Genomic DNA, 22347 nt, shown 5'->3' with positions numbered 1-22347 from the left:
GGCGAAACGCTTGCTGAAATCCTTGGCAAATACATTTTCTTTTTTTCTTTACGCTAAAGTCGCAGAGTGATATAATAAATCTATTATAGAAGTTTTTTGTAATACTCAAATGGACAAGAATTAGTAAAAAAGGTGGAGGTGACCAAATTGAGTAAAGAAAGAGCATATAACTTTTCGGCAGGTCCGTCGATGCTGCCGCTTAGCGTGATCGAAGACGCAGCCGCAAATCTGGCAAACTACAAGGGCTGTGGAGAATCAGTAATGGAAATGAGTCACAGATCCGCTGAATTCAAAGCAATTCTGGAAGATGCAGAAAAAAATCTCAGAGATATCATGAACATTCCTGACAATTACAAGGTAATGTTCATACAGGGCGGAGGCACACTGCAGTTTGCGATGGTCCCTCTGAATCTCCTGAGAAAATCAGGCAAGGCTGATTATATCATCACAGGAACATGGGCGAAGAAGGCAGCGAAGGAAGCTCAGAAATTCGGAGACATCAAGATCGTTGCATCATCAGAAGAGTCGACTTTTTCATATATACCGAAAGTAAAGAAAGAAGATTTCAGACCTGATGCTGACTACGTGCATATCACGTTCAACAATACTATTTATGGAACTCACTATCCGTACATCCCGGATACGGGAGATATCCCTCTCGTTGCAGACATGTCATCGTGCATACTGTCAGAGGAGATCGATGTGAGCAAGTTCGGCCTCATCTATGCAGGCGTTCAGAAGAACATCGCACCGTCAGGCATCGCCATCGCGATCATGAGAGAAGACCTGATAGGCTTTGCAAAAGAGACAGTGCCTACTTACCTTGACTACAAGATCCACGCAGACAACGGATCGACATACAACACACCTAACTGCTTCGCGATCTATATCGCAGGCGAAGTGTTCAAACACATCAAGGAGATGGGCGGAGTAGCAGAGATGAACAGAAGAAACGTGAAGAAAGCACAGAAGCTTTACGATTTCATCGACAGCAGCGAGCTTTACAAGTGCCCTGTTGAAAAAGAAGACAGATCGCTGATGAATGTCGTATTCGTTACGGGCGATGCTGATCTCGACAAGAAATTCGTTGCAGAGGCAAAGGCTAACAACATGCACAACCTCAACGGACACAGATCCATAGGCGGCATGCGTGCGAGCATCTACAACGCAATGCCTGAAGAAGGCGTTGACGCTCTTATCGAATTCATGAAGAAATTCGAGGCAGAGAACAAATAGAAACGATACGAAGCAGTTTACGCAGATTCCCGATGATGTAAGAGATGAAGGAATATATGAAGACACACACTAATAAAAACAGAAGTATGTCTGTCAGAACTGTGGTTTGTATAATAATGATGATGGCGCTTATCCTGACAGGAGCAGCGCCGTCTTTTGCAGATGCGCAAAATACAGACAGCGGTTCGGGCAGTATAAAGTTAAAGGCGTCCACAGACATAAACTGGGACGACGCACCGGAGATATCCGGGACGTCGGCTATAATGATAGACGCAGGTAGCGGTGCGATACTTTACGAAAAGAACGCATACGAGCAGCGCGATCCGGCCAGCATAACGAAGATAATAACAGCGCTGATCGCACTGGAGAACCTCGACATGAACGAAGAGGTCACGGCGTATAACGAGCCGGATCCCGAGGGAACGAATATCGCGCTCAAGGTGGGCGAGACTCTGACTGCGGAGCAGATGATAAATGCGACACTTATAGCTTCTGCAAATGATGCAGCTGATGCGCTGGCGATGCACATGGGCGGATCCTGGGAAGGATTTGCTGAGATGATGAATGAAAGGGCTGCACAGTGCGGAGCGAAGGACACTGAATTTTCAAACCCGAGCGGTCTCACACCGGCGGGGCAGAGGCATGTGACGACTGCGTACGATATCGCGATGATCGCGCGTGAGGCTATGAAAAACGAGCAGTTCAGGGAGATCGTAGCTAAAAAGCAGTATACGATACCGGAGACTGACATGTCATCGGAAAGGAATATAAAGTCCACGAACATGTGCCTTGTCGGAGACAGCAAGACGGCGGAAGTGAACGGCAAAGAGCGCCCTCTGAAATACGAAGGTACTACAGGTGTAAAGACCGGGTTCACCGAGGATGCGGGGTACTGCTTCTGCGGAGCTGCAAAAAAGAAAGATACAGAGCTGATCGTCGTGACGCTGAATGCGGAAAAATCTGCGCAGCGCTTTACAGATACTATAGCGTTATGGGACTACGGGTTTTCTAAATACAAGACGTACAAGGCAGCTGAAGCCGGGCAGCAGGTCGATGAACTGCGTATATGGCAGGGCGCGAAGAGCCGTGTGCCTGCAGCAGTCGCAGAGGATATGGATATAACCCTTGATAAAGGAACAAAGACTGACACTGTGACGACAGAAGTGCTCAAAGCTGAGAAGAAGCTGAAGGCACCTGTGGAAAAAGGCGACAGTATCGGAACGCTCGTGGCATACAATGAAGACGGAGATGTGATCGCAGCGTCGGATCTGGTCGCGCTCGAGAGCGTGGAAAAGGGCGGGCCGCTTTCATACATAGGTATCGCGGACGAGCATAAAACGCTGTTCATCGTGATGCAGGTGATACTGCTGATCCTGATATTCGTACTCTTCGTTGCGGTGAAGAGAAGCCAGCGTAAAAAGAGGCAGCGTATGAAAGCGAAACGTGCAAGAGAGGCGCGACGCAGAGAATGGGAGCGCCAGAGAGACATGTTCAACAGATAGACAGGTAATATGTTTGATATACAGGAAAATCTAAAAAGACTTCCGGAATGTCCGGGAGTGTATATGCACAAGGACAAGCTTGGAAACATCATTTATGTGGGCAAGGCGATATCGCTGAGAAACCGCGTGCGCCAGTATTTCCAGTCCTCTAAGAACATGGCTCCGAAAGTGCGGAGCATGGTGAGCCAGATCGCGGAATTCGAATATATAACCGCGGGGAGCGAGATGGAGGCGCTGATACTGGAGTGCAACCTGATAAAGAAGTACAGACCCAAGTACAATATCCTGCTCAGAGATGACAAAACGTATCCTTATATAAAGATCACCAATGAGGATTATCCGAGGGTGATAAAGACAAGGATCGTCAAAAAAGACGGCGGAAAGTATTTCGGACCTTACAGCGATGCGGGCGCGGTGAACAAGATCGTGGACCTGCTGAACAGCAGCTTCGCACTGAAGCGGTGCTCGGCAGCATCGTTCCCTGAGGGATTCAGACCGTGCCTGAACTACCATATCAATCAGTGTCGGGGGATCTGCACGGGAGAAGTGGACAGGGCTGCATATGCCGAGAGCGTGGAAGGCGCGAGAGAATTCCTCAACGGCAGGAACCGTCCGATCATCGCAAGGCTGGAGAAGCTGATGGGAGAGGCGGCGGAGCGTCTGGAATACGAAGATGCAGCGATGTACCGCGACTATATCGAAGCCGCAAAGGCGCTGTCTGCGACACAGCGCGTGGTGATACAGCACAGCAAGGATATCGACATCGTGATCCCTGCCAGAGGAACCGAGGAGACGCACATGGTACTGTTTTTCGTGAGAGACGGCAAGCTCGTCGGCAGAGAGTCGTACGAGATGGAGGCGTCCTCGGAAGAAGACAGCAGAGAGCTGACTGCCGCTTTTATAAATCAGCACTACAGCAGACTGCCGAACTTTCCGAAAGAGATCCTGCTGACTCAGCTTCCTGCTGAAAAGGAGCTGCTGGAGGAGTATCTGTCGGAACTTGCGGGTCACAATGTGAAACTGACGAAACCTCAGAAGGGCGAGAAGAAAGCTCTTGTTGACATGGCGTACCGCGATGTGCTGGAAATGGTCAAGACGATAGACGAACGTGCCGCGAACGCCAGAGAGCGAAGGCGGAACCTGGGGGCGGAGATATTCAGCATACTGAAGGAAATGGGAAAAGTATCGGGCGAATACGATGGCAGAGAGTTCCGCACGGAGTCTTATGATATCTCGAATACCAACGGTGTCGACACCGTTGGCGCCATGGTAGTGTTCAACGGTCTGAAGCCGGACAAGAGCAGCTACAGGAAATTCAGGATCAGGACTGTGTACGGGCAGGACGATTACAAATCCATGCGTGAGGTGCTGACCAGGAGATTCAACAGGGTGTTTCAGGGCGATCAGGCGTTTGAAGTGCTGCCTGACATCATATTCATGGATGGCGGAAAAGGGCACGTGTCGACAGCGCTGGAGGTGATCGACGCGACAGGCTTTGATATACCGGTCGTAGGGATGGTCAAGGACGACAGGCATCGGACACGGGCACTGATCTACCGCAGAGAAGGCAGCGACGAGTACGATGAGATCCCGCTCAGGGGAAAACCTATGCTTTTCAGGTACATCGGCAGGATGCAGGAGGAAGTGCACAGATTTGCGATAGAATACCACAGAAGCCTCAGGAACAGGAGTGCTTCGAGATCGGTATTGGACGATATCCCGGGCATCGGCAAGACGCGTAAAGCCGCACTGCTGGAGCATTTCAAGAGTGTAGACGCGATAAAGTCGGTAGATGTCGATTCGCTGAAAGACGTGGAAGGTATGAATCTGCGGGCGGCCGAAGCCGTATGGCATTATTTCCATAAAAACGAACAGTAGATATATGTAAAAGAGCACAGCCGAAGCCGTGCTCTTTTGTTATGGTGTAATTATTCATCGAGATGCATCTCAGGAGGGAGTTCTCTGAAGAATTTCGTGGAAATGGCAAGTGCAACGAATCCGATAGCGAGCCATATGAATCCGAGGATCTTTGAGAGACCGTCGAGATTCAGCCACAGGATAGCGCAGATGATCGCTCCTATGATAGGGCAGATCAGGAACTTGATGATGCCGCTGCCGCTTCTGTTGTGTCCCTTGATGAAGTAATGGGAGATAACAGAGATGTTTACCATCACGAATCCGAGCAGTGCGCCGAAGTTTACGAGTGATGCGGCTGCTGAAAGATCCAGGATCAGAGCTGACATCGAGATGATACCGATGATAACTGCATTGATCGAAGGAACCTTTGTCTTCTTGTTTACATAGCCGAATATCTTCTTGGGGAGAAGTCCGTCTCTTCCCATTCCGTAGAGTATTCTTACAGCGGATGCAGATGATGCTACGGCTGAAGCTGTAGCTCCGATGATGAATATAGCACAGAATATCAGAGCGACAACGTTTCCGAGGACATGGCCCATGTATTCGTATGCACCTGAGTCGGCATCGTTGAATGAGAACCATGCTTCAGGCCATGCTGACTGCATGATGTATGATGTCAGGATGAATGTGCCGCCTGCAGCGAAACATACGATAAGCAGCGCTCTTCCGATAGTCTTTTCAGGTTCTATAGTTTCTTCTGCGATCGTCGTTACCGAGTCGAATCCGAGGAATGACATGCAGAGGATAGATGCTCCTGCGAATATGCCTGCCCAGCCCACTTCAGGTGAAGCGAATTCAACTGAATTGAAGAATGCTGTTGTGTCTGTCAGTGTGCCCAGACCTCCGCCTCCTGCGATATACTTTATCGAGAACAGGAGCATCGCTACTAGGAATATCAGCTGGATCACGATCAGTGTATTGTTGAATATCTTCGTGAAGTTCATTCCGAACAGGTTTACTATTGTTACAAGTATGATGAAGACAGCCATGAATGCAACGATAGGCACTTCCGGGATAAGTATGTGGATGTACACACCTATGGCAACATAGTTGAACATCGGAAGCAGTATGTAGTCGAGCAGTATTCCCCATCCGGCCATGAAACCGATATGAGGATTCAGGCTCTGCTGTGTGTAAGTATATACTGATCCTGCGATAGGGTATGCCTTTACCATGTGCCTGTAGCTCATCGCTGTGAACATCATAGCCAGCGTTGCCACGAGGTATGTGAATGAAAGCATACCGTGGGTCATGTTTGTTACCAGACCGTAAGTCGTGAAGATCGTGATCGGAGCCATGTAGGCGATACCGAAGAAGACTACCGAAGGCAGTTTGAGCACTCGGTTGAGCTCCTGCTTGTAATGAAGTTTTTCAAGACCTCCGCCGGAGTTTTCAACGTTTGTTGTTCTTTCTTTTTCTGACATGTTTTCTCTCCTTTTTAATAAAATCAGGTATGATTGCTTATGCGGATCTCGTCCGCGGTGGGGGTGATGTACGCGAGGCTGTACGCGCTTTGCGCGTATCAGGCCTCATATATGATATTGCCGTCCATGACGGTCATTATCACTTCTCTGTTTATGAGCTCGTCTTCCGGAATGCTGAAAAGGTCTTTGTCGATGACCGCTATATCAGCGAATTTTCCTTCGGAAAGCGTTCCCATTTCGTCTTCTCTCAGGCAGCCGTAGGCTGATCCGTACGTATAGAACCTGAGTACTTCACTGAGGGTCAGTTTTTCGGAAGGAGCCCATCCGCCTTCAGGCATGTGGTCGTTGTGTACTCTCGTCACTGCTCTGTATATCTCCAGGAAAGGATGGTTGTCCACTACCGGGCAGTCGCTGCCGATCGCGAGAACACCTGCAGCTTTGTAAAGGCTCCTGTACGGGAATGTCTTGTCTGCACGTTTTTTGCCGAGGACCTCCGGATAAGGATTCGCGGCAAAGGTCTGCGTCAGAGCCAGGTGTTCAGGCTGTACGGACGGGATCACGCCGAATTCTCTGATCCTGTCAAAGTCTGCATCGTCAACGAGCTCGAGATGTTCGATAGCGTGGCGGCATTCGTTTTTGCCGTACTTGTTTATCGCTGTTTCTATGTAGTCGAGCGCATATCTGGCCGATCTGTCTCCGCATGCGTGCAGCTTTACGGAAAGTCCGCGCTTATGTGCTTCCGGAACTGCCTTGCTGATGGAGTCGAGGTCGCAGAGCTCTTCGCCTTTGTTGCCCGGTTCGTCAGCGTAGTCGTCGAGGACGAGTGCTGTATGCGTAGTGATGACTCCGTCCAGGAACTGTTTTACATGGTCGATCCTGAGCTTTTCAGAAGAATATTTTTCGCGGCATTCAACTACTGCATCCAGGTCTCCTGTGAGATCAGGCGCAGCATGTATCCTGATGGTAAGCTCGTTATCAGTGTCCATCTGATGGTAGACTTCGATACTGCCCATATTGCCGTGGTAGTAAGGCTGTACATCGTTGATCGACGTTATACCCAGCTTCTTTGCAGCGTCCATGAACGAATGGATGACAGCCTTTTCTTCTTCAGGCGTGAAATCAAATGCGTATTTCGTTGCAAGGCCTGCAGCAGCTTCGAGCAGTACTCCTGTAGGATTGCCGTCCTCGTCGCGGATGATCAGGCCATTTTCCATGTCCGGAGTGTTTTTGTCGATCCCCATGATCTTCATTGCAGCGCTGTTGACCCATGCACCGTGGACCTCGGCATGTATCAGGCATACCGGACGGTCTGGAAAGTACTTGTCCAGCGATGCACATGTCGGCAGCTGCCTGTTGTCCCAGAACACGTGGTACCATGAGAATCCTCTGATCCAGCCCTCTTTTACAGGATCTTTATCGACTGCTTCTTTTACCATCAGAGCAGCTTCTTCTTCGCTTTTTGCTTTGGCGAGATTCACGTAAGTCTTGAAAAGCCCTCCCATGAGCAGGTGGGTGTGGCTGTCGTGAAATCCGGCCATTACTGTATTGTCTCCGAATTCTTTGATTATCGTATCATCTCCGGCATATTTTGAAAAGTCACTGCCTTTTTCCACAGCCATTATCCTGTTGCCTTTTACGGCTACGAATCCTTCGAACGGATCGTCGCTGATGCTGTCGAAGATGCAGTTGCTTTTTATTATCAGATTTGCTTTCATTGATCCACCTCACTTTTTGTAAATGCGCGATATCCCGGTGATCCACAGGGCCTGCTGACAGCGTCTGCGGTAAGAATATCCATGTCGTGTTGTAAGTAAAGCTTTACCGGTGCCCATATATAGAGCAAGCATCGTGCCAACTCAAAAACGTTGAAAAACAGCCGTTTTGAATTTTTGATAAACGAAAAACTGTAAGCGAGCGCTTACAGCTGCGAAAGAATTTTCAGAAAAAATCAGTGGTTTCAATGACTGGCGGCATGTGTAAGTAAAGACTTACAGTGTAAGCGTAAACTTACACAATGACGAAAAAAAGTGCAGTACAAGCCGTATTATCAGGTATGAGTGACATGGATGATGTGAGGGAATCCATTCTAGTTTTCATCTCAAAATGAGAAGGCGCTGACAGCGATGCATATATATGTACGCATTGTGTCAAAAAAGAAAAGTACAAAAGCTGCTGATGCATTTTTGTACTTTTATAAAAAATTTATTCATCTGATGTACGGCAAAGCCGGATATCTCTAGATCTGCTGATTTTTATCAGAAGGCGGAGACGATGCGATGCCGAGTCTTTTCATCTTCTGGTGGAGCAGCGGCCTGGATATGTTGAGGAAATTCGCGGCATGAGTCTTGTTATAGCCGAAATGCTGCAGCACGTTTTCGATCAGCTCCTTTTCCGCTTTGCGTTTGGTCTCTTCGATGATGTTGCCGTTTGAACTGTAATCAGGCAGCGATGTTTTCTTTGCGATCGTGAAGAATGTGAAATCGTCCAGCGTAAGCCTGTCGCCTGTAGCGAAATTCATCGCGCGTTCGATAACATTGCGGAGCTCTCTGATGTTGCCGGGCCAGCTGTACTGTTTCAGAGTCTCGAGCACTGCAGGCTCGACGCCGTTGATCTTGAAGCCAAGCTCGGTGTTCAGCTGAGTGATATAGTGATCGACGAGTTCATCTATGTCTTCAAGATGTTCGCGCAGCGGAGGGATCTCTATCCTTATTACGTTCAGACGGTAAAACAGGTCCTGTCTGAACCGGTTGTCCTTGACCATTTCAAGGATATCCTCGTTGCATGCCACTATGACGCGGACGTCGACAGGCACGGATTCGTTGCTGCCGATCGGTTCCACCTCGTGTTCCTGCAGTACGCGGAGAAATTTAGGCTGTATGCTCATAGGCATCTGCTGTATCTCATCTATGAAAAGAGTACCGTGGTTGGCGTACTCGAATTTACCTATTTTGCCTTCCTTGTTAGCTCCGGTGAAGGATCCTTTTTTATATCCGAAAAGCTCTGATTCGGCGAGGTTTTCGGGAAATGCCGATGCATTTATCTTTACCATCGGATTGAATTTTCTGTTGCTCAGATTGTGAATAGCATGAGCGACCAGCTCCTTGCCGGTCCCAGTCTCACCTGATATCAGAACCGTCGAGTTTGACTTCGCAACGGTGGCGATCTGCTGACGCAGCTTGTTCATCGGAGGTGATGAACCGATGATATTGTCTATGGTATATTTGTTCTGTTCCAGCTTGATGATCTTTTTCTGCAGCTGTTTCAGCTGGTCGTTGAGGAAAGCGTTGTAATCGTCGGTAAGCTCGAAGAAGACTTTTTCTTCGTTTACCAGATCGTATTCCATAAGACCTATTTTTTCGCCGTTGTAGATCAGCGGCACGTTCATGGATATGCCCATGCCGAAGTTTGATTTGTAAAAGACGATCTTCGGTTTGGTTATCTCAGGTGCGAGGTTCTCGAGCATATGTGTGTACGGGAAGACGTCTTCGACAGATCTGCCGAAGAGTTCCTTTGCCTGCTGGTATGTCGGATCAGTGTATCCGATGAGCTTCATACACTGTTTGTTCATGTAGCGGATCTTTCCAGACATATCGATGACGATGACACCGTATACTTCATTGATGTAAAAGTCCTGACTGTTTTCGAAGTCAAAGCTGCTGATATCTTTATGCATCTGTACACTCTCCCTTCCTGCATGTATTTCATATTGTCAGCAGACATGAATGATACGTAATATTTTCAGCTTCATATCGTCGCTTGTCAAGCATAATATTAACAGGGAAGAAAAATACTCTTGACAATTTTCGCAATATTGCTATAATGAGTACATCCGAAAGATGTTCACTTTATTTTAAAGGTGACGAGCTCCGTCAGTTGACTGTGCGGATATCAGGCCGCAGAGTTACACTTAGCGGTGTAGTCATGAGCATTGAGAAGGATAGAAAAATTCATATTTACCGCAGATCAGAACGGATGATGCCTGAAGCGACGCGAACGCTGCGCAGAAGGAACTGTTTTTATCGGTCGGTAACCATTAAATCTGTATGCTTATACGGAAACATGTATTGTTGGCTGTTTAAGACCATGGAAAGTTGTTTTTTCATGGTCTTTTTTATTTTTCTGCCGGTAAACAGCATCAGTGACACACCTGGCAGGGAATTATACAAATCATACTAAATCTATTTATATGAAAGGAGAGAAAGAGTGACAGAGAAATTACAAAATGAAGTTAGAAACTTCAATCCGATTCGCGCAATAATAGTAATCTTATTAGTTGTTGCAGTTTCTTATGCTATTGCGTTCACTTTGGTACCGGTAGAAAATCTGGAAAAAGACGGCGGCAACATAGGTATCTGGTCATGTGTACCTGCGGTGTTCCTGGTAGTGTACATCTTTGCGACAAAACGAGTTCTTGAGGGACTGATACTGGGCTCGATTGTCGGACTGATCCTTGCTGCTCCGACAGGCAACCTGATCGGAAACTTAAGCGAAACTGCAACTGGAGTTATGATGGATGAGGACACCGGATGGCTTATAATCGTCTGCGGACTCATGGGTTCCATCATCAAGCTTATCGAAGTAAGCGGAGGCGCACAGGCCTTTGGAGAATGGGCAGGAAAGAAAGCAAAATCAAGAGAGGCAGCATTGACATGGACGTATGTTCTGGGATGCGTGATATTTATCGACGACTATCTCAACTCCATGACTATCGGTTCATGCATGAAGAAACTGACTGACAAATACAAGGTGTCACGTGAAATGCTCAGTTATGTTACATCTTCAACAGCGGCACCTCTCTGTGCATTGATCCCTATAACCACATGGGCTATATTCGCAGGACGTATCATGGTCGGCAACGGTTACGGCACGGAAGGTCAGGAAATCCAGTCGTTTGTCACTACGATCCCATTCAGCTTCTACGCATGGGCTGCAGCAATACTCGTACCACTGGTGATCTGGCATATAGTTCCTGTATTCGGTCCTATGAAGAAGGCTGAGGAGAGAGCTCTGTCAGGCGGACCTCTGGCGCCTCCGGGATCAGAAAAGATCGACCTGGGAGCAGGAGAAGTTGAGATCAAGGGCAAGCCTAGACTGATCAATCTCGTTATCCCTGTTTTCAGCATGATTTTCTTCACGATATTATTCGACCTCGATATGCAGCACGGTGTAATTGCTACTATGGCTGTCTGCTTCGTTCTCTTCGTGGGACAGAAGCTGATAACTGCAGAGGAATTCTGGGACTACAGCGTTGAGGGACTCAAGAACATGATCCTTCCTCTCTGCCTGATGGTTCTGGCATATATCTTTGCGGCAGTAAACGATCAGATAGGATTCACTCGTTTCGTTATCGACGTTGCTGTTGCATATGCTTCACCGCAGATGCTTCCGGTTATCATATTCATACTTCTTGCAATAACAGAGTTCTTTACAGGAACTAACTGGGGAATGTACATAATCGCACTGCCGATAGTAATACCGATCTGCATGGGAACAGGAATACCTGTTGCTCTCGGATGCGGAGCTGTAGTTTCGGCGGGAGTACTGGGAAGCCACTGCTGCTTCTACTCCGATTGTACTGTAATAACTTCATCCGCTACAGGCTGCGACAACTTCGCGCATGCATGGACTCAGATGCCGTTAGGTCTCCTCGCAGGAGCCGTAGCAGCGATAGGATATCTTATCTGCGGATTTGTTATGGTATAGTATAAGAAAAAACTTGCAAACTTCATAAAGTGATTCATACATGAAAGGCCGGGACACAAGCTCCGGCTTTTCGTCTGTCAGGCGATAAAATTATCTGCCGATTTTCTGAATTATATGTAACACTGTTTCAGGCAGAATATTTTGTTGCTAAAAGCAGAGCTTGATGTTATAGTAATGCTATTGGACAGAAAAATTCTGAGTACGGAGGAAAGAAATGGCTGATAAAAAAGATTTATACGGATATGAAGAAGAGGATATCATCACACTGGAATACGATGATGAAACTGCGGAAGAATGCGGGATCCTCGGTGTTTTTGACGCACTGGGCAAAGAGTATATAGCTCTCAATCCTCTCGGATCTGAGGATGTCTATATCTACGGCTACAAGGAGCACGGAGAAGATTATGATCTGATAGACATCAAGGACGACGAGGAATTCGAAAAGGTCGTTGCAGAATTCGAAAAACTGGCAGTAGAAGAAGCCTAGCGATGACGTGTATATGACGATAGGCCGGCAAGCGGACCGTTTGAGACGCTTGCCGGTTTTTAGCGTGTGACGGAATAGCCTGCATTGTGAAGATACGATGATAAGAAAACAAAATATATAGCAATTTCGTGCTGTGTGGTATAAAATGAAAGCTGACTATGTTTGAAAACGGAGGATCTTATGAAAACTTATGACATTATTATAATAGGAGCTGGTGCAAGCGGAGTGTTCATGTCATATGAGCTGGCCAGACTCAATACTGATGCCAGGATACTGATGATAGATAAAGGTGCGGTTCTTGAAAAGCGCCAGTGTCCTATCAAGGCAGGCGCAAAGAACTGTCTGAAATGTTCTCCGTGCCACATAATGAACGGATACGGAGGGGCGGGTACTCTTTCGGACGGAAAATACAACATAACGACACAGTTCGGCGGAGATCTGCACAATTATGTAGGTGTGGACAAGGCTATGGAACTGATGGAATACGTGGACGAAGTGCTCTGCAGCATGGGCGGTGCAGACGCCAGACTTTACTCGACGGCAAGCTCCGAGCTCAAGACCATAGCGCTCAGAAACAACCTGCACCTTCTTGAAGCGAAGGTAAGACATCTGGGAACTGACAGGAATGTCAGAATCCTCGGCAAGATCTTCGATTACTGCAGCGAAAGGATAGAAACCGAATTTTATACGACGATCGAAAATGTCGACATAGAGGACGACGGCTCTTTCCTGCTTACGACGAACAAGGGCGAGCAGTACAGATGTAAAGATCTCGTGATGGCGACAGGCCGTTCCGGATCGAAATGGAGTGCGGAGATATGCGATAAATTCGGCATCAAACAGAAGAAAAACCGCGTGGACATAGGTGTCAGAGTCGAGCTGCCGGCAGAGATATTCAAGCACATAACAGACGATGTATACGAAAGCAAGATCGTGTACAAGACTGATAAATACAATGATATGGTAAGGACGTTCTGCATGAACCCGTACGGGGAAGTCGTTGCAGAGAACACTAACGGCATAGTGACGGTAAACGGTCACAGCTATGCGGATCCGGAGCTTCGTACGGAGAATACGAACTTCGCGCTTCTCGTATCGAACAAATTCACTGAGCCGTTTGAGGACAGCAACGAGTACGGTGAATCGATCGCAAGGCTTTCGAACATGCTGGGCGGCGGAGTGCTGCTGCAGAGATTCGGGGATCTCGTAAAGGGCAGACGAAGCAGTGCCAGAAGGATGGAGAAATGCTTTACAAGGCCTACACTCCAGGCTACACCGGGAGACCTCAGCCTGGTAATACCTAAGAGACAGCTGGACAATATAATAGAAATGATATATGCGCTTGACAAGATCGCACCGGGAACGGCAAACGAAGATACGCTGCTGTACGGTGTGGAAGTCAAGTTCTACAATTCAAAGATCGAAGTCGACGAACACCTGCAGACAGCGGTACCGGGACTTTATGCGCTGGGCGACGGATCGGGAGTTACACACTCTCTTTCACAGGCCTCGGCGAGCGGTGTGTATGTCGGCAGGATACTGGCTGAAAAATACGGCAGGAAGGAATAGAAAAATGGGAAAATTTGCAGAGAGAGCAGTTGCCAACCATAAGAAAAAGTACAACTGCGCACAGGCTGTCGCATGCGCGTTCTGTGAAGAACTCGGCAGAGACGAGAAGGAAGTTTTTGAAATGATGGAGGCATTCGGATTCGGCATGGGAACGATGGGAACATGCGGCGCCGTATCGGGAATGGCGGCAGTAGTCGGTATGATAGAATCTGACGGTGCGCTCGATGCTCCGAAATCAAAAAAGGAAAGCTACAAGGCGATGAAAGCACTGACAGAGCAGTTCAAGGCAAAGAACCAGTCTGTCATCTGCAGAGATATAAAAGGCGTTGATACCAAAAAGGTTTTGCGAAGCTGCGACGGATGTGTCCAGGATGCAGCAGAGATCCTGGAAGGATATCTGGCTCAGAAGCGAGGAGTGATAGGTATTGAATAGCAGAAAATACAAAGACACGTTGTACAGGATGAGATATATAAACGATCTCAGAGATATGATATATTCGAGTGCTGAAATGTACGGCAATGATCCGGCGTTTCTCGTAAAGGATGTGCCGGGCGGAGAATACAGGCCTATATCGTATATCCAGCTCAAGGAGGATATAGACTGTCTGGGAACGGCGCTTACAGATATGGGGCTCCGCGACAGCAAGATCGCAGTGATAGGCGAAAACAGCTACAAGTGGGTCGTTTCATATCTTGCGGTCACCAACGGTACAGGTGTGGTCGTGCCTCTCGACAAGGATCTTACGGAGATAGAGATCGGCAATCTGATAAAGCGGTCGGAAGTAGACGCTATAATTTTTTCCAAAAAGATGGAGAAAAAGACGATGGCGGCACTTGAAGACGCCGGCGGGTTCGTAAAAGTAAGGATAAACATGGATGCAGATGAAGACAGCGAAGGTGTTCTTAGCTGGGACAGGCTGATCAGGAAAGGTGCCGCTCTTATCGAAGACGGCGACAGGGAATTTCTTGATGCGGTGATAGACAGAGAAGCTATGTGCACGCTGCTGTTCACCTCGGGAACGACAGGAATGGCGAAGGGTGTGATGCTGTCACACAAAAATATCTCGGCAAACGTTTACAATATGTCGAAATACGTTAAAATAAGGCAGCCGGGAGGAGGGCTTTCGGTACTGCCTATGCATCACACGTATGAACTCACATGTCACGTGTTAACAGGACTGTATCAGGGAATGTTCGTCGCTATCTGCGAGGGTCTGAGATATATACAGCAGAATCTCAAAGAGTGCGGAGCGACGGTAATGCTGGGAGTTCCTATAGTATTTGAGAGCATGCACAAAAAAGTCTGGAAGCAGGCAGAAGCTTCCGGAGCTGCAGGAAAGATGAGAAAAATGATGCAGCTTGCGCAGAAGACAAGGCTGTTCAACAATCAGAAGGCTATGAGAAAAATATTCGCCCAGATACATACGAGTCTGGGAAACAGGATGGAACTTTTCATAGCCGGCGGGGCAGCGATAAATCCGCAGGTGATAAAAGACTATGAAGCGATGGGACTGCCTATGATACAGGGTTACGGTATGACGGAAAACGCCCCGATCATAGCGGTGAACAGAGACTATTACAGCAAGGCGGAGTCGGTCGGCAAGCCTATGCCGGGCACGGAGGTAAAGATAATAAATCAGGATGCGGACGGCGTCGGCGAGATCATATGCAAGGGGCCGTCAGTGATGATAGGGTATTACAACGATCCGGAGGCGACTGCGGAAGTGCTGCGCGACGGCTGGCTGTACACGGGCGATTACGGCAGATTCGATGATGAGGGATTCCTCTATATATGCGGAAGGAAAAAGAACGTCATCGTCACCAAGAACGGAAAGAATATCTTCCCGGAGGAGATCGAGTATCTGCTTCTGGAGCAGCCGTTCATCGAGGAAGTCATCGTATACGGCGCTGTCGACAGGAAGAACGACGATGTCGTGGTCAAAGCTGAGATATTCCCGTCATATGAGAACATAAAGAAGGAGCTGGGAGACGTTTCCGGCGATGAGCTCATGGCGGCAATAAAGAATTCAATAGAAGAAATAAACGATAAAATGCCTGCGTACAAGCGCGTGAAGCGGTTCAAGCTCAGGGACGAGGAATTTGAGAAGACCTCGACCAGGAAGATCCGCAGAACAGGAGCTGCTGTACGGGAAGAAGACTAGTGATACAAGACAAGGATGAAGGATGCAAGGAGGCTCGCAATGAATATGCACAGCAGATATCCGGAACTGATAATCGATTTGAACAAGCTCAGACAAAACGTGGCGCGTGTGGTGCAGAAATGCAGTGACTGCGGCGTTGAGGTCGCAGGTGTGATAAAAGGCTGCACGGGGCTTCCTGAATGTGCCGCGCAGTTTGAAAGAGCAGGCGTCAGGTTCATGGCGTCATCGAGGCTCGAACAGCTGGAACCGCTCAGGGCTTTTGATATGCAGACACCGCTGATGCTGATAAGGATACCGATGCTGAGCGAAGCTGCAGATGTGGTCAGGATAACGGATATAAGCCTTAACAGCGAGGTCGAGGTGCTCAGAGAGCTCGATCGTCAGGCGGGGATCCAGGACAGGATACATCAGGTGCTGCTGATGGTAGATCTTGGAGATCTGAGAGAAGGATTCTGGGATAAGGATGAACTTCTGGATGCTGCGCTGATGGTGGAAAATGATCTGCACAATCTTCATCTTGCGGGCGTAGGTACGAATCTGGGGTGCTACGGATCTGTTGCTGCGACGCCGGAAAAGCTGCAGGAGCTGATCGACTGTGCCGAAATGATAGAGGAAAAGATAGGCAGAGAGCTGGAGTTCATTTCCGGCGGTGCTACGAGCACACTGCCGAGGATAATGGACGGTGATCTGCCCGCGCGGATAAACATGCTGCGCGTAGGAGAGGGCATACTGCTTGCTAAAGACCTGGAAGACCTGTGGGGCTACGATATGAGCTTCATGAACAGGGACGTGTTCACGCTCAGAGCCGAGGTGATAGAGGTCAAGGACAAGCCGTCATATCCTGTTGGGGAGATCATGTTCGATTCGTTCGGCAACAAGCCTGAATACGAGGACAGAGGCACGAGAAAGCGCGCTCTGATAGCTCTCGGAAAAGTAGATTATGCGTTCCCTGAAAAGCTCGATCTGAAAGAGCCGGGTATAGAGGTGCTGGGGGCCTCGAGCGACCACACTATACTCGATATAGAAGACGCGGAGCGTGAGATAAAGGTCGGCGATATAGTCGAGTTTCTGCCGAGCTATGCGAATCTCGTGTATCTGACTAATTCTCCTAACATCGAGAAGGTGTACATATAATGTAATGCTGAGCCTGATGCGGAGCCGGCGGACAGGACCGGATGCCGGATCGGCAGACCGGGTCGTGTAAAAACGGCACCTGCAAATTCGGCACATGCTGCCTGACACCTGCGGGCGGCATGAAAAAGAATACGATATAGAATAAAAACGGCTGACGCCGGAGAGATATATCTCCTGTCAGCCGTTTTCTGCTGGTTTGAACGGTATTATGTGTCTGATGTCTGCAGCGTTCATGAATGTGATGCATGCTGCTGTGACAGCCTTTTACACTGCGGTCTGCAGCGCTTTGCAAAACATAACACTAGAGAAGTTCTTCGAAGCTCTCTATGAATCTGTCCGCAGCCTTCTGTATCTTGGCTCTGTTTTCCTTTTCGTTGTCGTCGGCGACAGCGATAACGTAGAATCCGGCTTCTTTTGCGCCTTTGACGGCGAGAAGTCCGTCCTCGAGGACGATAGTCTCTTCGGTCGGTGTGCCGATAACGCTCTGAGCGTACTTGAAGACTTCAGGATCGACCTTGCCGCAGCCTGCGTCTTTCCATGTTACGATGCTCGAGAAGTAATCGCGGATGCCGAGTCTTGCGAGTATCTCGTCTGCGATAGATTTGTCAGTGGAAGTAGCCACGCACATCGCTACGCCTTTCTGCTTGAATCTCTCAAGTATGATCGGGACGTACGCCTTTATATCGACGTCTGCAAGATAATCCTCGCGCAGTATCGTGTTGAAACCTTTGGCGATCTTCTCTTCAGTCGTCGCTATCGCGTATTCGCTCTTGAGATAGCTGCAGAGCTCGGGAAGAGTCATGTCCTTTGTCTTTTCTCCGAGATCCGGTTCAGGTGTTTTTCTGAGTGATGTTATATATCTGCCGGCAGCGCCTCTCCACATTTCGGTGGAGTCCAGGAGCGTGCCGTCCATATCAAAAATAGCTCCGCTTATTTTCATAATTGCTGACCTCCTGTATATACTACTATAAGCACCTCTACAATACCACTGCAACTGTGTATTGTCAATGATTTCAGCGCATTGCCGCGATTGACAAGCACGTGCATTTACAGTATAATAATTTGATACGACAACAGGTCGAAAGGAGATTTGCCAACATGACAGAGAACATGAATGAGGAGATTGTATTAACGAAAGAAGGATATGACAAGATAGTTGCCGAACATGAGGAACTCGTATCCGTAAAAAGAGCCGAAGTCGCAGAACGAATAAAAGAAGCGATTTCTTATGGAGATATATCGGAAAACGCAGAGTATGATTCTGCCAAGAACGAACAGGCTGAGCTCGAAGAACGTATCCACAAGCTGGAAACGATGATCAGAAAAGCAAGGATCGTTCAGGATGAAGATGTAAAGGGCGATATCGTGAATGTAGGTCTCAAAGTTCTTGTAAAAGATCTCGATCTCGGAATAGAAGAGGAATTCTCGATAGTGGGAGCTACAGAAGCAGATCCGTTTGAAGGGAAGATCTCTAATGAATCATCAGTAGGACATGCGCTGATCGGCCACAAGAAGGGCGACAAGGTAGCGGTAGAAGTTCCTGACGGAATCATAAACTATGAAGTAGTAGATATAATAAAGGCATAGTGTGCAGTAAGTTTTGAAGAGAGGTGTTTTGATTGCATTGGGCGGAAAAAATAGCAGACAGGATAATTAAGAGGAATCCGGACAAGGAAGAGTACGTATGCGCGGCAGGCATCAGCCCGTCAGGCTCCATCCACATCGGAAATTTCAGAGATATAGCAACGAGTTTGTTTGTTGCCAAGGCTTTGCAGAAAAAAGGAAAGAAGGCGCGCCTTCTGTTCTCATGGGACGAGTATGACAGATTCAGAAAGGTGCCTGTGAATGTAAAGGCCGTGGATCCTGATAATGAGTTCGAGAAGTATATAGGGCTTCCGTACACGTCGGTGCCTAATCCGTTCGATACAGAACATGCAAATTACGCAAAGTATTTTGAAGCTGAGTTCATGGAGTCGATCAAGAAGTTCGGCATCGAGATGGATTACAGATATCAGACTGACATGTACACATCGGGAAAGTACAAGGATGATATCATCGAGGCTGTGAAGAAGAGAAAAGAGATATTCGATATCCTCGACAGCTTCCGTACACAGGATGCACAGGAAGGGGAAAGAGATGCGTATTTCCCTGTAAGCATATTCTGTCCTGAATGCGGCAGAGACACTACCAAGATATTATCGGTTTCCGACGACTGCACTACGGCTGAGTACGAATGCGAGTGCGGACACAGGGGAACGTTTGACTTTACAAAAGACTTCAACTGCAAGCTCGCATGGAAGATAGACTGGCCGATGCGCTGGAGATATGAAGGTGTCGACTTCGAACCGGGCGGCAAGGATCACGCAAGTCCGGGCGGAAGCTACGAGACGAGCAGCGTGATCAGCAGGAAGATCTTCGGATGGGAACCGCCGATGTTCCAGGGCTATGAATTCATAGGCATCAAGGGATCGACAGGCAAGATGTCGGGCTCATCGGGTCTGAATCTGACGCCGGAGACACTGCTGAAGATATATGAACCGGAGATCATACTGTGGCTCTACTCGAAGACAGAGCCGAAGAAGGCATTTGACTTCTGCTTTGACGAGGGTATACTCCGTCAGTATTTCGAATTCGACAAGATGTACAACGAGTACATCGAAGGCAAGGCGAACGAGCATAATGCATCTGTCATAGAATACAGCCTGGTAGAAGGCAGAAAGATCAAGACAGTGCCGATGAATCTGCTTGTACAGCTCGGATCGATCGTCGACTTCAACGTGCCGATGATGGAAACGGTATTCGAAAAGATCGGGACACCGTACAAGTATGAGGATTTCGATACGAGACTGGAGCTGGCCAAGTACTGGCTGTACCAGTGCGCGCCTGAAACTGCGAACAAGCTGCGCGGCTGGAGAGACTGGGATCTTTACAATACACTCACGGATGACGAGAAGAAAGAGATCGCCCTCCTTTACGACTTCATAAAGGCAGGCGGATACACGCTGGATTCCCTGAACACGAAGCTTTACGACATACCGAAGGAAGTTTACGGTGCGGACATAGAGAATCTGAAGAAGATCCAGGGACAGTTCTTCAAGATCGTCTACAAGCTGCTGATAAGCAAGGAGAGAGGACCTAGACTTTACCTGTTCCTCTATGCGATAGACAGAGAAAGATTCATGCATCTGCTCGACTTCAGCTTCCCTAAGACTGAAGAAGAGGAGGCTCTTGAAAAGGCTGCGCTCGAGGCGGAGAAAGAACCGGAGAAGGAAGAAAAGGTTTATGGCGAACCGGATGAGGTGAAGCCGATCGTTGAACCTGAGATCACAGTTGACCAGTTCTTTGCAATGGACCTCAGAGTCTGCAGGATAGTGAAGTGTCAGGAGATCAGAAAGGCGCACAGCAACTACAAGCTGACGCTGTTCGACGGTCTGAAGGAGAGAGTCATCGTTTCGAGCATCAAGAACGATTACACTCCGGAAGAGCTGGAAGGAAAGAAGATCATCGTTGTTGCAAATCTGCAGCCTGCGAGACTGACAGGCGTAACGAGCGAGGGTATGCTTCTTGCCGGTACGAACAATGCGTGCGGATGCCAGGTGATATTCGTTGACGATATCGTTCCTGAAGGAACAAGGATCTGCTAACTGCAAATACTAAGGAATCGATGATGGCAGCCAGGCATCTCTTGACGGGATGCCCGGCATGCCATTAATTTTGTAAGATCACGATACTATTTGACCAATGGGAGAAAATATATGAAAGACGTTGAAATAAAAAGCCTGTACAGAGAGAGTCTGCTGCATGCGGACAGCGAGATAACCGTGCGCGGCTGGGTGAGAACGAACAGAGGCTCGAACAAATTCGGATTCATAGAACTGAATGATGGAACTTTTTTCAAGTCGGTGCAGGTCGTTTACGAGGCTGAGTTCCTCGACAATTTTGAAGAGATAGCAAAGGCGCCGATCGCGGCAGCTCTGAAGGTAACGGGCACTTTCGTGCTCACGCCGGATGCAAAGCAGCCGTTTGAGATCAAGGCGAGAGAGATAGTTATAGAGGCGGGTTCGGATGCGGACTATCCGCTGCAGAAGAAGCGTCACAGCATGGAGTTCCTGAGAGAGATCGCGCATCTCAGACCGAGGAGCAATACTTTCTCGGCGGTCTTCAGGGTGAGATCGATGGTGGCGTATGCCATCCACAAGTTCTTCCAGGATAAGAACTTCGTATATGTGCACACTCCTATAATCACTGCCAGCGACTGTGAGGGCGCAGGCGAGATGTTCAAGGTGACTACGCTCGATCTGAATGATTTGCCGAAGGATGCAGAAGGCAAGGTCGACTACAGCGAGGACTTCTTCGGAAAAGAGGCAGGCCTGACTGTAAGCGGACAGCTTGAGGCTGAAACTTTCGCACTGGCATTCAGGAACGTATATACTTTCGGACCTACATTCAGAGCGGAAAACTCGAACACTGCAAGACATGCTTCTGAGTTCTGGATGATAGAGCCTGAAATGGCGTTTGCCGACCTCAACGACAATATGGATACGGCAGAGGCGATGATAAAGTACATCATAAACTACGTGATGGAAAATGCTCCGGAAGAGATGGAATTCTTCAGCAAGTTCATAGATAAAGGGCTGATAGAGAGACTGAACAACATCGTGAACTCGGATTTCGCGAGGATTACTTACACTGAGGCAGTAGAGCTGCTGAAGAAATCGGGTGAGAAATTCCAGTACCCTGTAGAGTGGGGCATCGACCTGCAGACAGAGCACGAGAGATACATCACTGAGAAGATATACAAAAAGCCGGTATTCGTTACTGACTATCCGAAGGAGATCAAGGCATTCTACATGCGTCTGAACGATGACGACAAGACAGTTGCGGCATGCGACCTGCTCGTTCCGGGCGTAGGTGAGATCATCGGCGGAAGCCAGAGAGAAGAACGCTACGACGTGCTGAAGGCAAGAATAGAAGAGACGGGAATGACCGAGGAAGATTACTGGTGGTACATGGATCTCCGCAAATACGGCGGCGTGAAACACTCAGGCTACGGCCTCGGCTTCGAACGGATCATCATGTATATAACAGGAATGAGCAACATCAGAGACGTGCTCCCATTCCCAAGAACCCCAAAGACTGCAGAGTTTTAGGGAGACCTGCGGATTTTCCCCGGCTTCAGCCGGAGTGGAAAATGCGATAGCAGGGAGCGAAGC

At 48.3% G+C, this 22347-nt stretch carries 16 protein-coding genes; 12 read left to right on the top strand and 4 right to left on the bottom strand.

Going from position 1 to position 22347, the window contains the following annotated elements; translation table 11 throughout:
• Positions 1-147: 147 nt before the first annotated feature.
• From serC to uvrC, 3 genes are read left to right on the top strand one after another with little or no spacing between them, the layout of a single operon-like run.
• Entirely contained in the window at positions 148-1236 is a 1089-nt protein-coding gene (gene serC / locus OCV59_RS10215; RefSeq protein WP_147594378.1) for a 3-phosphoserine/phosphohydroxythreonine transaminase, read from the top strand.
• A gap of 56 nt (positions 1237-1292) precedes the next feature.
• A complete protein-coding gene (locus OCV59_RS10210; RefSeq protein WP_262584330.1) occupies positions 1293-2738 on the top strand; it encodes a D-alanyl-D-alanine carboxypeptidase family protein in 1446 nt (481 codons plus the stop codon).
• Positions 2739-2747: 9 nt separating this feature from the next.
• Positions 2748-4616, top strand: coding sequence for an excinuclease ABC subunit UvrC (gene uvrC, locus OCV59_RS10205; RefSeq protein WP_147594376.1), 1869 nt, complete (start codon positions 2748-2750; stop codon positions 4614-4616).
• A 50-nt stretch (positions 4617-4666) separates the two neighbouring features.
• Here uvrC and OCV59_RS10200 read toward each other — a convergent pair whose 3' ends face one another.
• The 3 genes from OCV59_RS10200 to OCV59_RS10190 all read right to left on the bottom strand — a co-directional run bounded on the left by OCV59_RS10200 (position 4667) and on the right by OCV59_RS10190 (position 9752).
• Positions 4667-6079: an APC family permease gene (locus OCV59_RS10200; protein WP_147594375.1), complete on the bottom strand. Its 1413-nt coding sequence runs from the start codon at positions 6077-6079 to the stop codon at positions 4667-4669.
• Between the two features lie 98 nt (positions 6080-6177).
• Entirely contained in the window at positions 6178-7794 is a 1617-nt protein-coding gene (locus tag OCV59_RS10195) for an amidohydrolase (protein ID WP_147594374.1), read from the bottom strand.
• A 521-nt stretch (positions 7795-8315) separates the two neighbouring features.
• Positions 8316-9752, bottom strand: coding sequence for a sigma-54 interaction domain-containing protein (locus tag OCV59_RS10190; protein WP_147594373.1), 1437 nt, complete (start codon positions 9750-9752; stop codon positions 8316-8318).
• A gap of 530 nt (positions 9753-10282) precedes the next feature.
• Here OCV59_RS10190 and OCV59_RS10185 point away from each other — a divergent pair.
• The 6 genes from OCV59_RS10185 (at position 10283) to OCV59_RS10160 (ending at position 17134) form a co-directional block, all read left to right on the top strand.
• On the top strand, positions 10283-11782 hold the full coding sequence (locus OCV59_RS10185; protein WP_147594372.1) for a Na+/H+ antiporter NhaC family protein: 1500 nt from the start codon (positions 10283-10285) through the stop codon (positions 11780-11782).
• A 214-nt stretch (positions 11783-11996) separates the two neighbouring features.
• Positions 11997-12269: a DUF1292 domain-containing protein gene (locus OCV59_RS10180; RefSeq protein ID WP_147594371.1), complete on the top strand. Its 273-nt coding sequence runs from the start codon at positions 11997-11999 to the stop codon at positions 12267-12269.
• A 180-nt stretch (positions 12270-12449) separates the two neighbouring features.
• On the top strand, positions 12450-13838 hold the full coding sequence (locus OCV59_RS10175) for an NAD(P)/FAD-dependent oxidoreductase (protein WP_147594370.1): 1389 nt from the start codon (positions 12450-12452) through the stop codon (positions 13836-13838).
• A gap of 4 nt (positions 13839-13842) precedes the next feature.
• Positions 13843-14271 (top strand): C-GCAxxG-C-C family protein, encoded by a 429-nt coding sequence (locus OCV59_RS10170; protein ID WP_147594369.1) that lies wholly within the window; start codon positions 13843-13845, stop codon positions 14269-14271.
• Positions 14264-16000 carry an AMP-dependent synthetase/ligase gene (locus OCV59_RS10165; RefSeq protein WP_262584329.1) on the top strand — a complete coding sequence of 579 codons (1737 nt, stop codon included), beginning with the start codon at positions 14264-14266 and terminating at the stop codon, positions 15998-16000. The genes OCV59_RS10170 and OCV59_RS10165 overlap by 8 nt, the downstream gene beginning before the upstream one ends.
• 39 nt (positions 16001-16039) lie before the next feature.
• Positions 16040-17134: an alanine/ornithine racemase family PLP-dependent enzyme gene (locus OCV59_RS10160; RefSeq protein ID WP_147594368.1), complete on the top strand. Its 1095-nt coding sequence runs from the start codon at positions 16040-16042 to the stop codon at positions 17132-17134.
• Between the two features lie 301 nt (positions 17135-17435).
• Here OCV59_RS10160 and OCV59_RS10155 read toward each other — a convergent pair whose 3' ends face one another.
• On the bottom strand, positions 17436-18074 hold the full coding sequence (locus tag OCV59_RS10155; protein ID WP_147594367.1) for an HAD family hydrolase: 639 nt from the start codon (positions 18072-18074) through the stop codon (positions 17436-17438).
• Positions 18075-18232: 158 nt separating this feature from the next.
• On the opposite strand from OCV59_RS10155, the gene greA reads away from it, so the two are divergent.
• The 3 genes from greA to asnS all read left to right on the top strand — a co-directional run bounded on the left by greA (position 18233) and on the right by asnS (position 22284).
• Positions 18233-18721 carry a transcription elongation factor GreA gene (gene greA / locus OCV59_RS10150; RefSeq protein ID WP_262584328.1) on the top strand — a complete coding sequence of 163 codons (489 nt, stop codon included), beginning with the start codon at positions 18233-18235 and terminating at the stop codon, positions 18719-18721.
• A 32-nt stretch (positions 18722-18753) separates the two neighbouring features.
• Positions 18754-20778, top strand: coding sequence for a lysine--tRNA ligase (gene lysS / locus OCV59_RS10145; protein WP_147594366.1), 2025 nt, complete (start codon positions 18754-18756; stop codon positions 20776-20778).
• A 111-nt stretch (positions 20779-20889) separates the two neighbouring features.
• Entirely contained in the window at positions 20890-22284 is a 1395-nt protein-coding gene (gene asnS, locus OCV59_RS10140) for an asparagine--tRNA ligase (protein ID WP_147594365.1), read from the top strand.
• The last annotated feature ends 63 nt before the right edge of the window (positions 22285-22347 follow it).

Source organism: Brotomerdimonas butyrica (assembly GCF_025567305.1).
GTDB classification, from domain to species: Bacteria; Bacillota; Clostridia; order Peptostreptococcales; family Anaerovoracaceae; genus Lentihominibacter; species Lentihominibacter butyricus.
This window is presented reverse-complemented; position numbering and strand designations above follow the sequence as displayed.

Bases quoted from the DNA above. Each gene is read 5' to 3' on its own strand.
- OCV59_RS10200 (WP_147594375.1), bottom strand. From the start codon at position 6,079: ATGTCAGAAAAAGAAAGAACAACAAACGTTGAAAACTCCGGCGGAGGT.
- OCV59_RS10160 (WP_147594368.1), top strand. From the start codon at position 16,040: ATGAATATGCACAGCAGATATCCGGAACTGATAATCGATTTGAACAAG.
- asnS (WP_147594365.1), top strand. From the start codon at position 20,890: ATGAAAGACGTTGAAATAAAAAGCCTGTACAGAGAGAGTCTGCTGCAT.
- OCV59_RS10180 (WP_147594371.1), top strand. From the start codon at position 11,997: ATGGCTGATAAAAAAGATTTATACGGATATGAAGAAGAGGATATCATC.
- OCV59_RS10190 (WP_147594373.1), bottom strand. From the start codon at position 9,752: ATGCATAAAGATATCAGCAGCTTTGACTTCGAAAACAGTCAGGACTTT.
- OCV59_RS10210 (WP_262584330.1), top strand. From the start codon at position 1,293: ATGAAGACACACACTAATAAAAACAGAAGTATGTCTGTCAGAACTGTG.
- greA (WP_262584328.1), top strand. From the start codon at position 18,233: ATGACAGAGAACATGAATGAGGAGATTGTATTAACGAAAGAAGGATAT.
- OCV59_RS10195 (WP_147594374.1), bottom strand. From the start codon at position 7,794: ATGAAAGCAAATCTGATAATAAAAAGCAACTGCATCTTCGACAGCATC.
- uvrC (WP_147594376.1), top strand. From the start codon at position 2,748: ATGTTTGATATACAGGAAAATCTAAAAAGACTTCCGGAATGTCCGGGA.
- OCV59_RS10170 (WP_147594369.1), top strand. From the start codon at position 13,843: ATGGGAAAATTTGCAGAGAGAGCAGTTGCCAACCATAAGAAAAAGTAC.
- OCV59_RS10175 (WP_147594370.1), top strand. From the start codon at position 12,450: ATGAAAACTTATGACATTATTATAATAGGAGCTGGTGCAAGCGGAGTG.
- OCV59_RS10155 (WP_147594367.1), bottom strand. From the start codon at position 18,074: ATGAAAATAAGCGGAGCTATTTTTGATATGGACGGCACGCTCCTGGAC.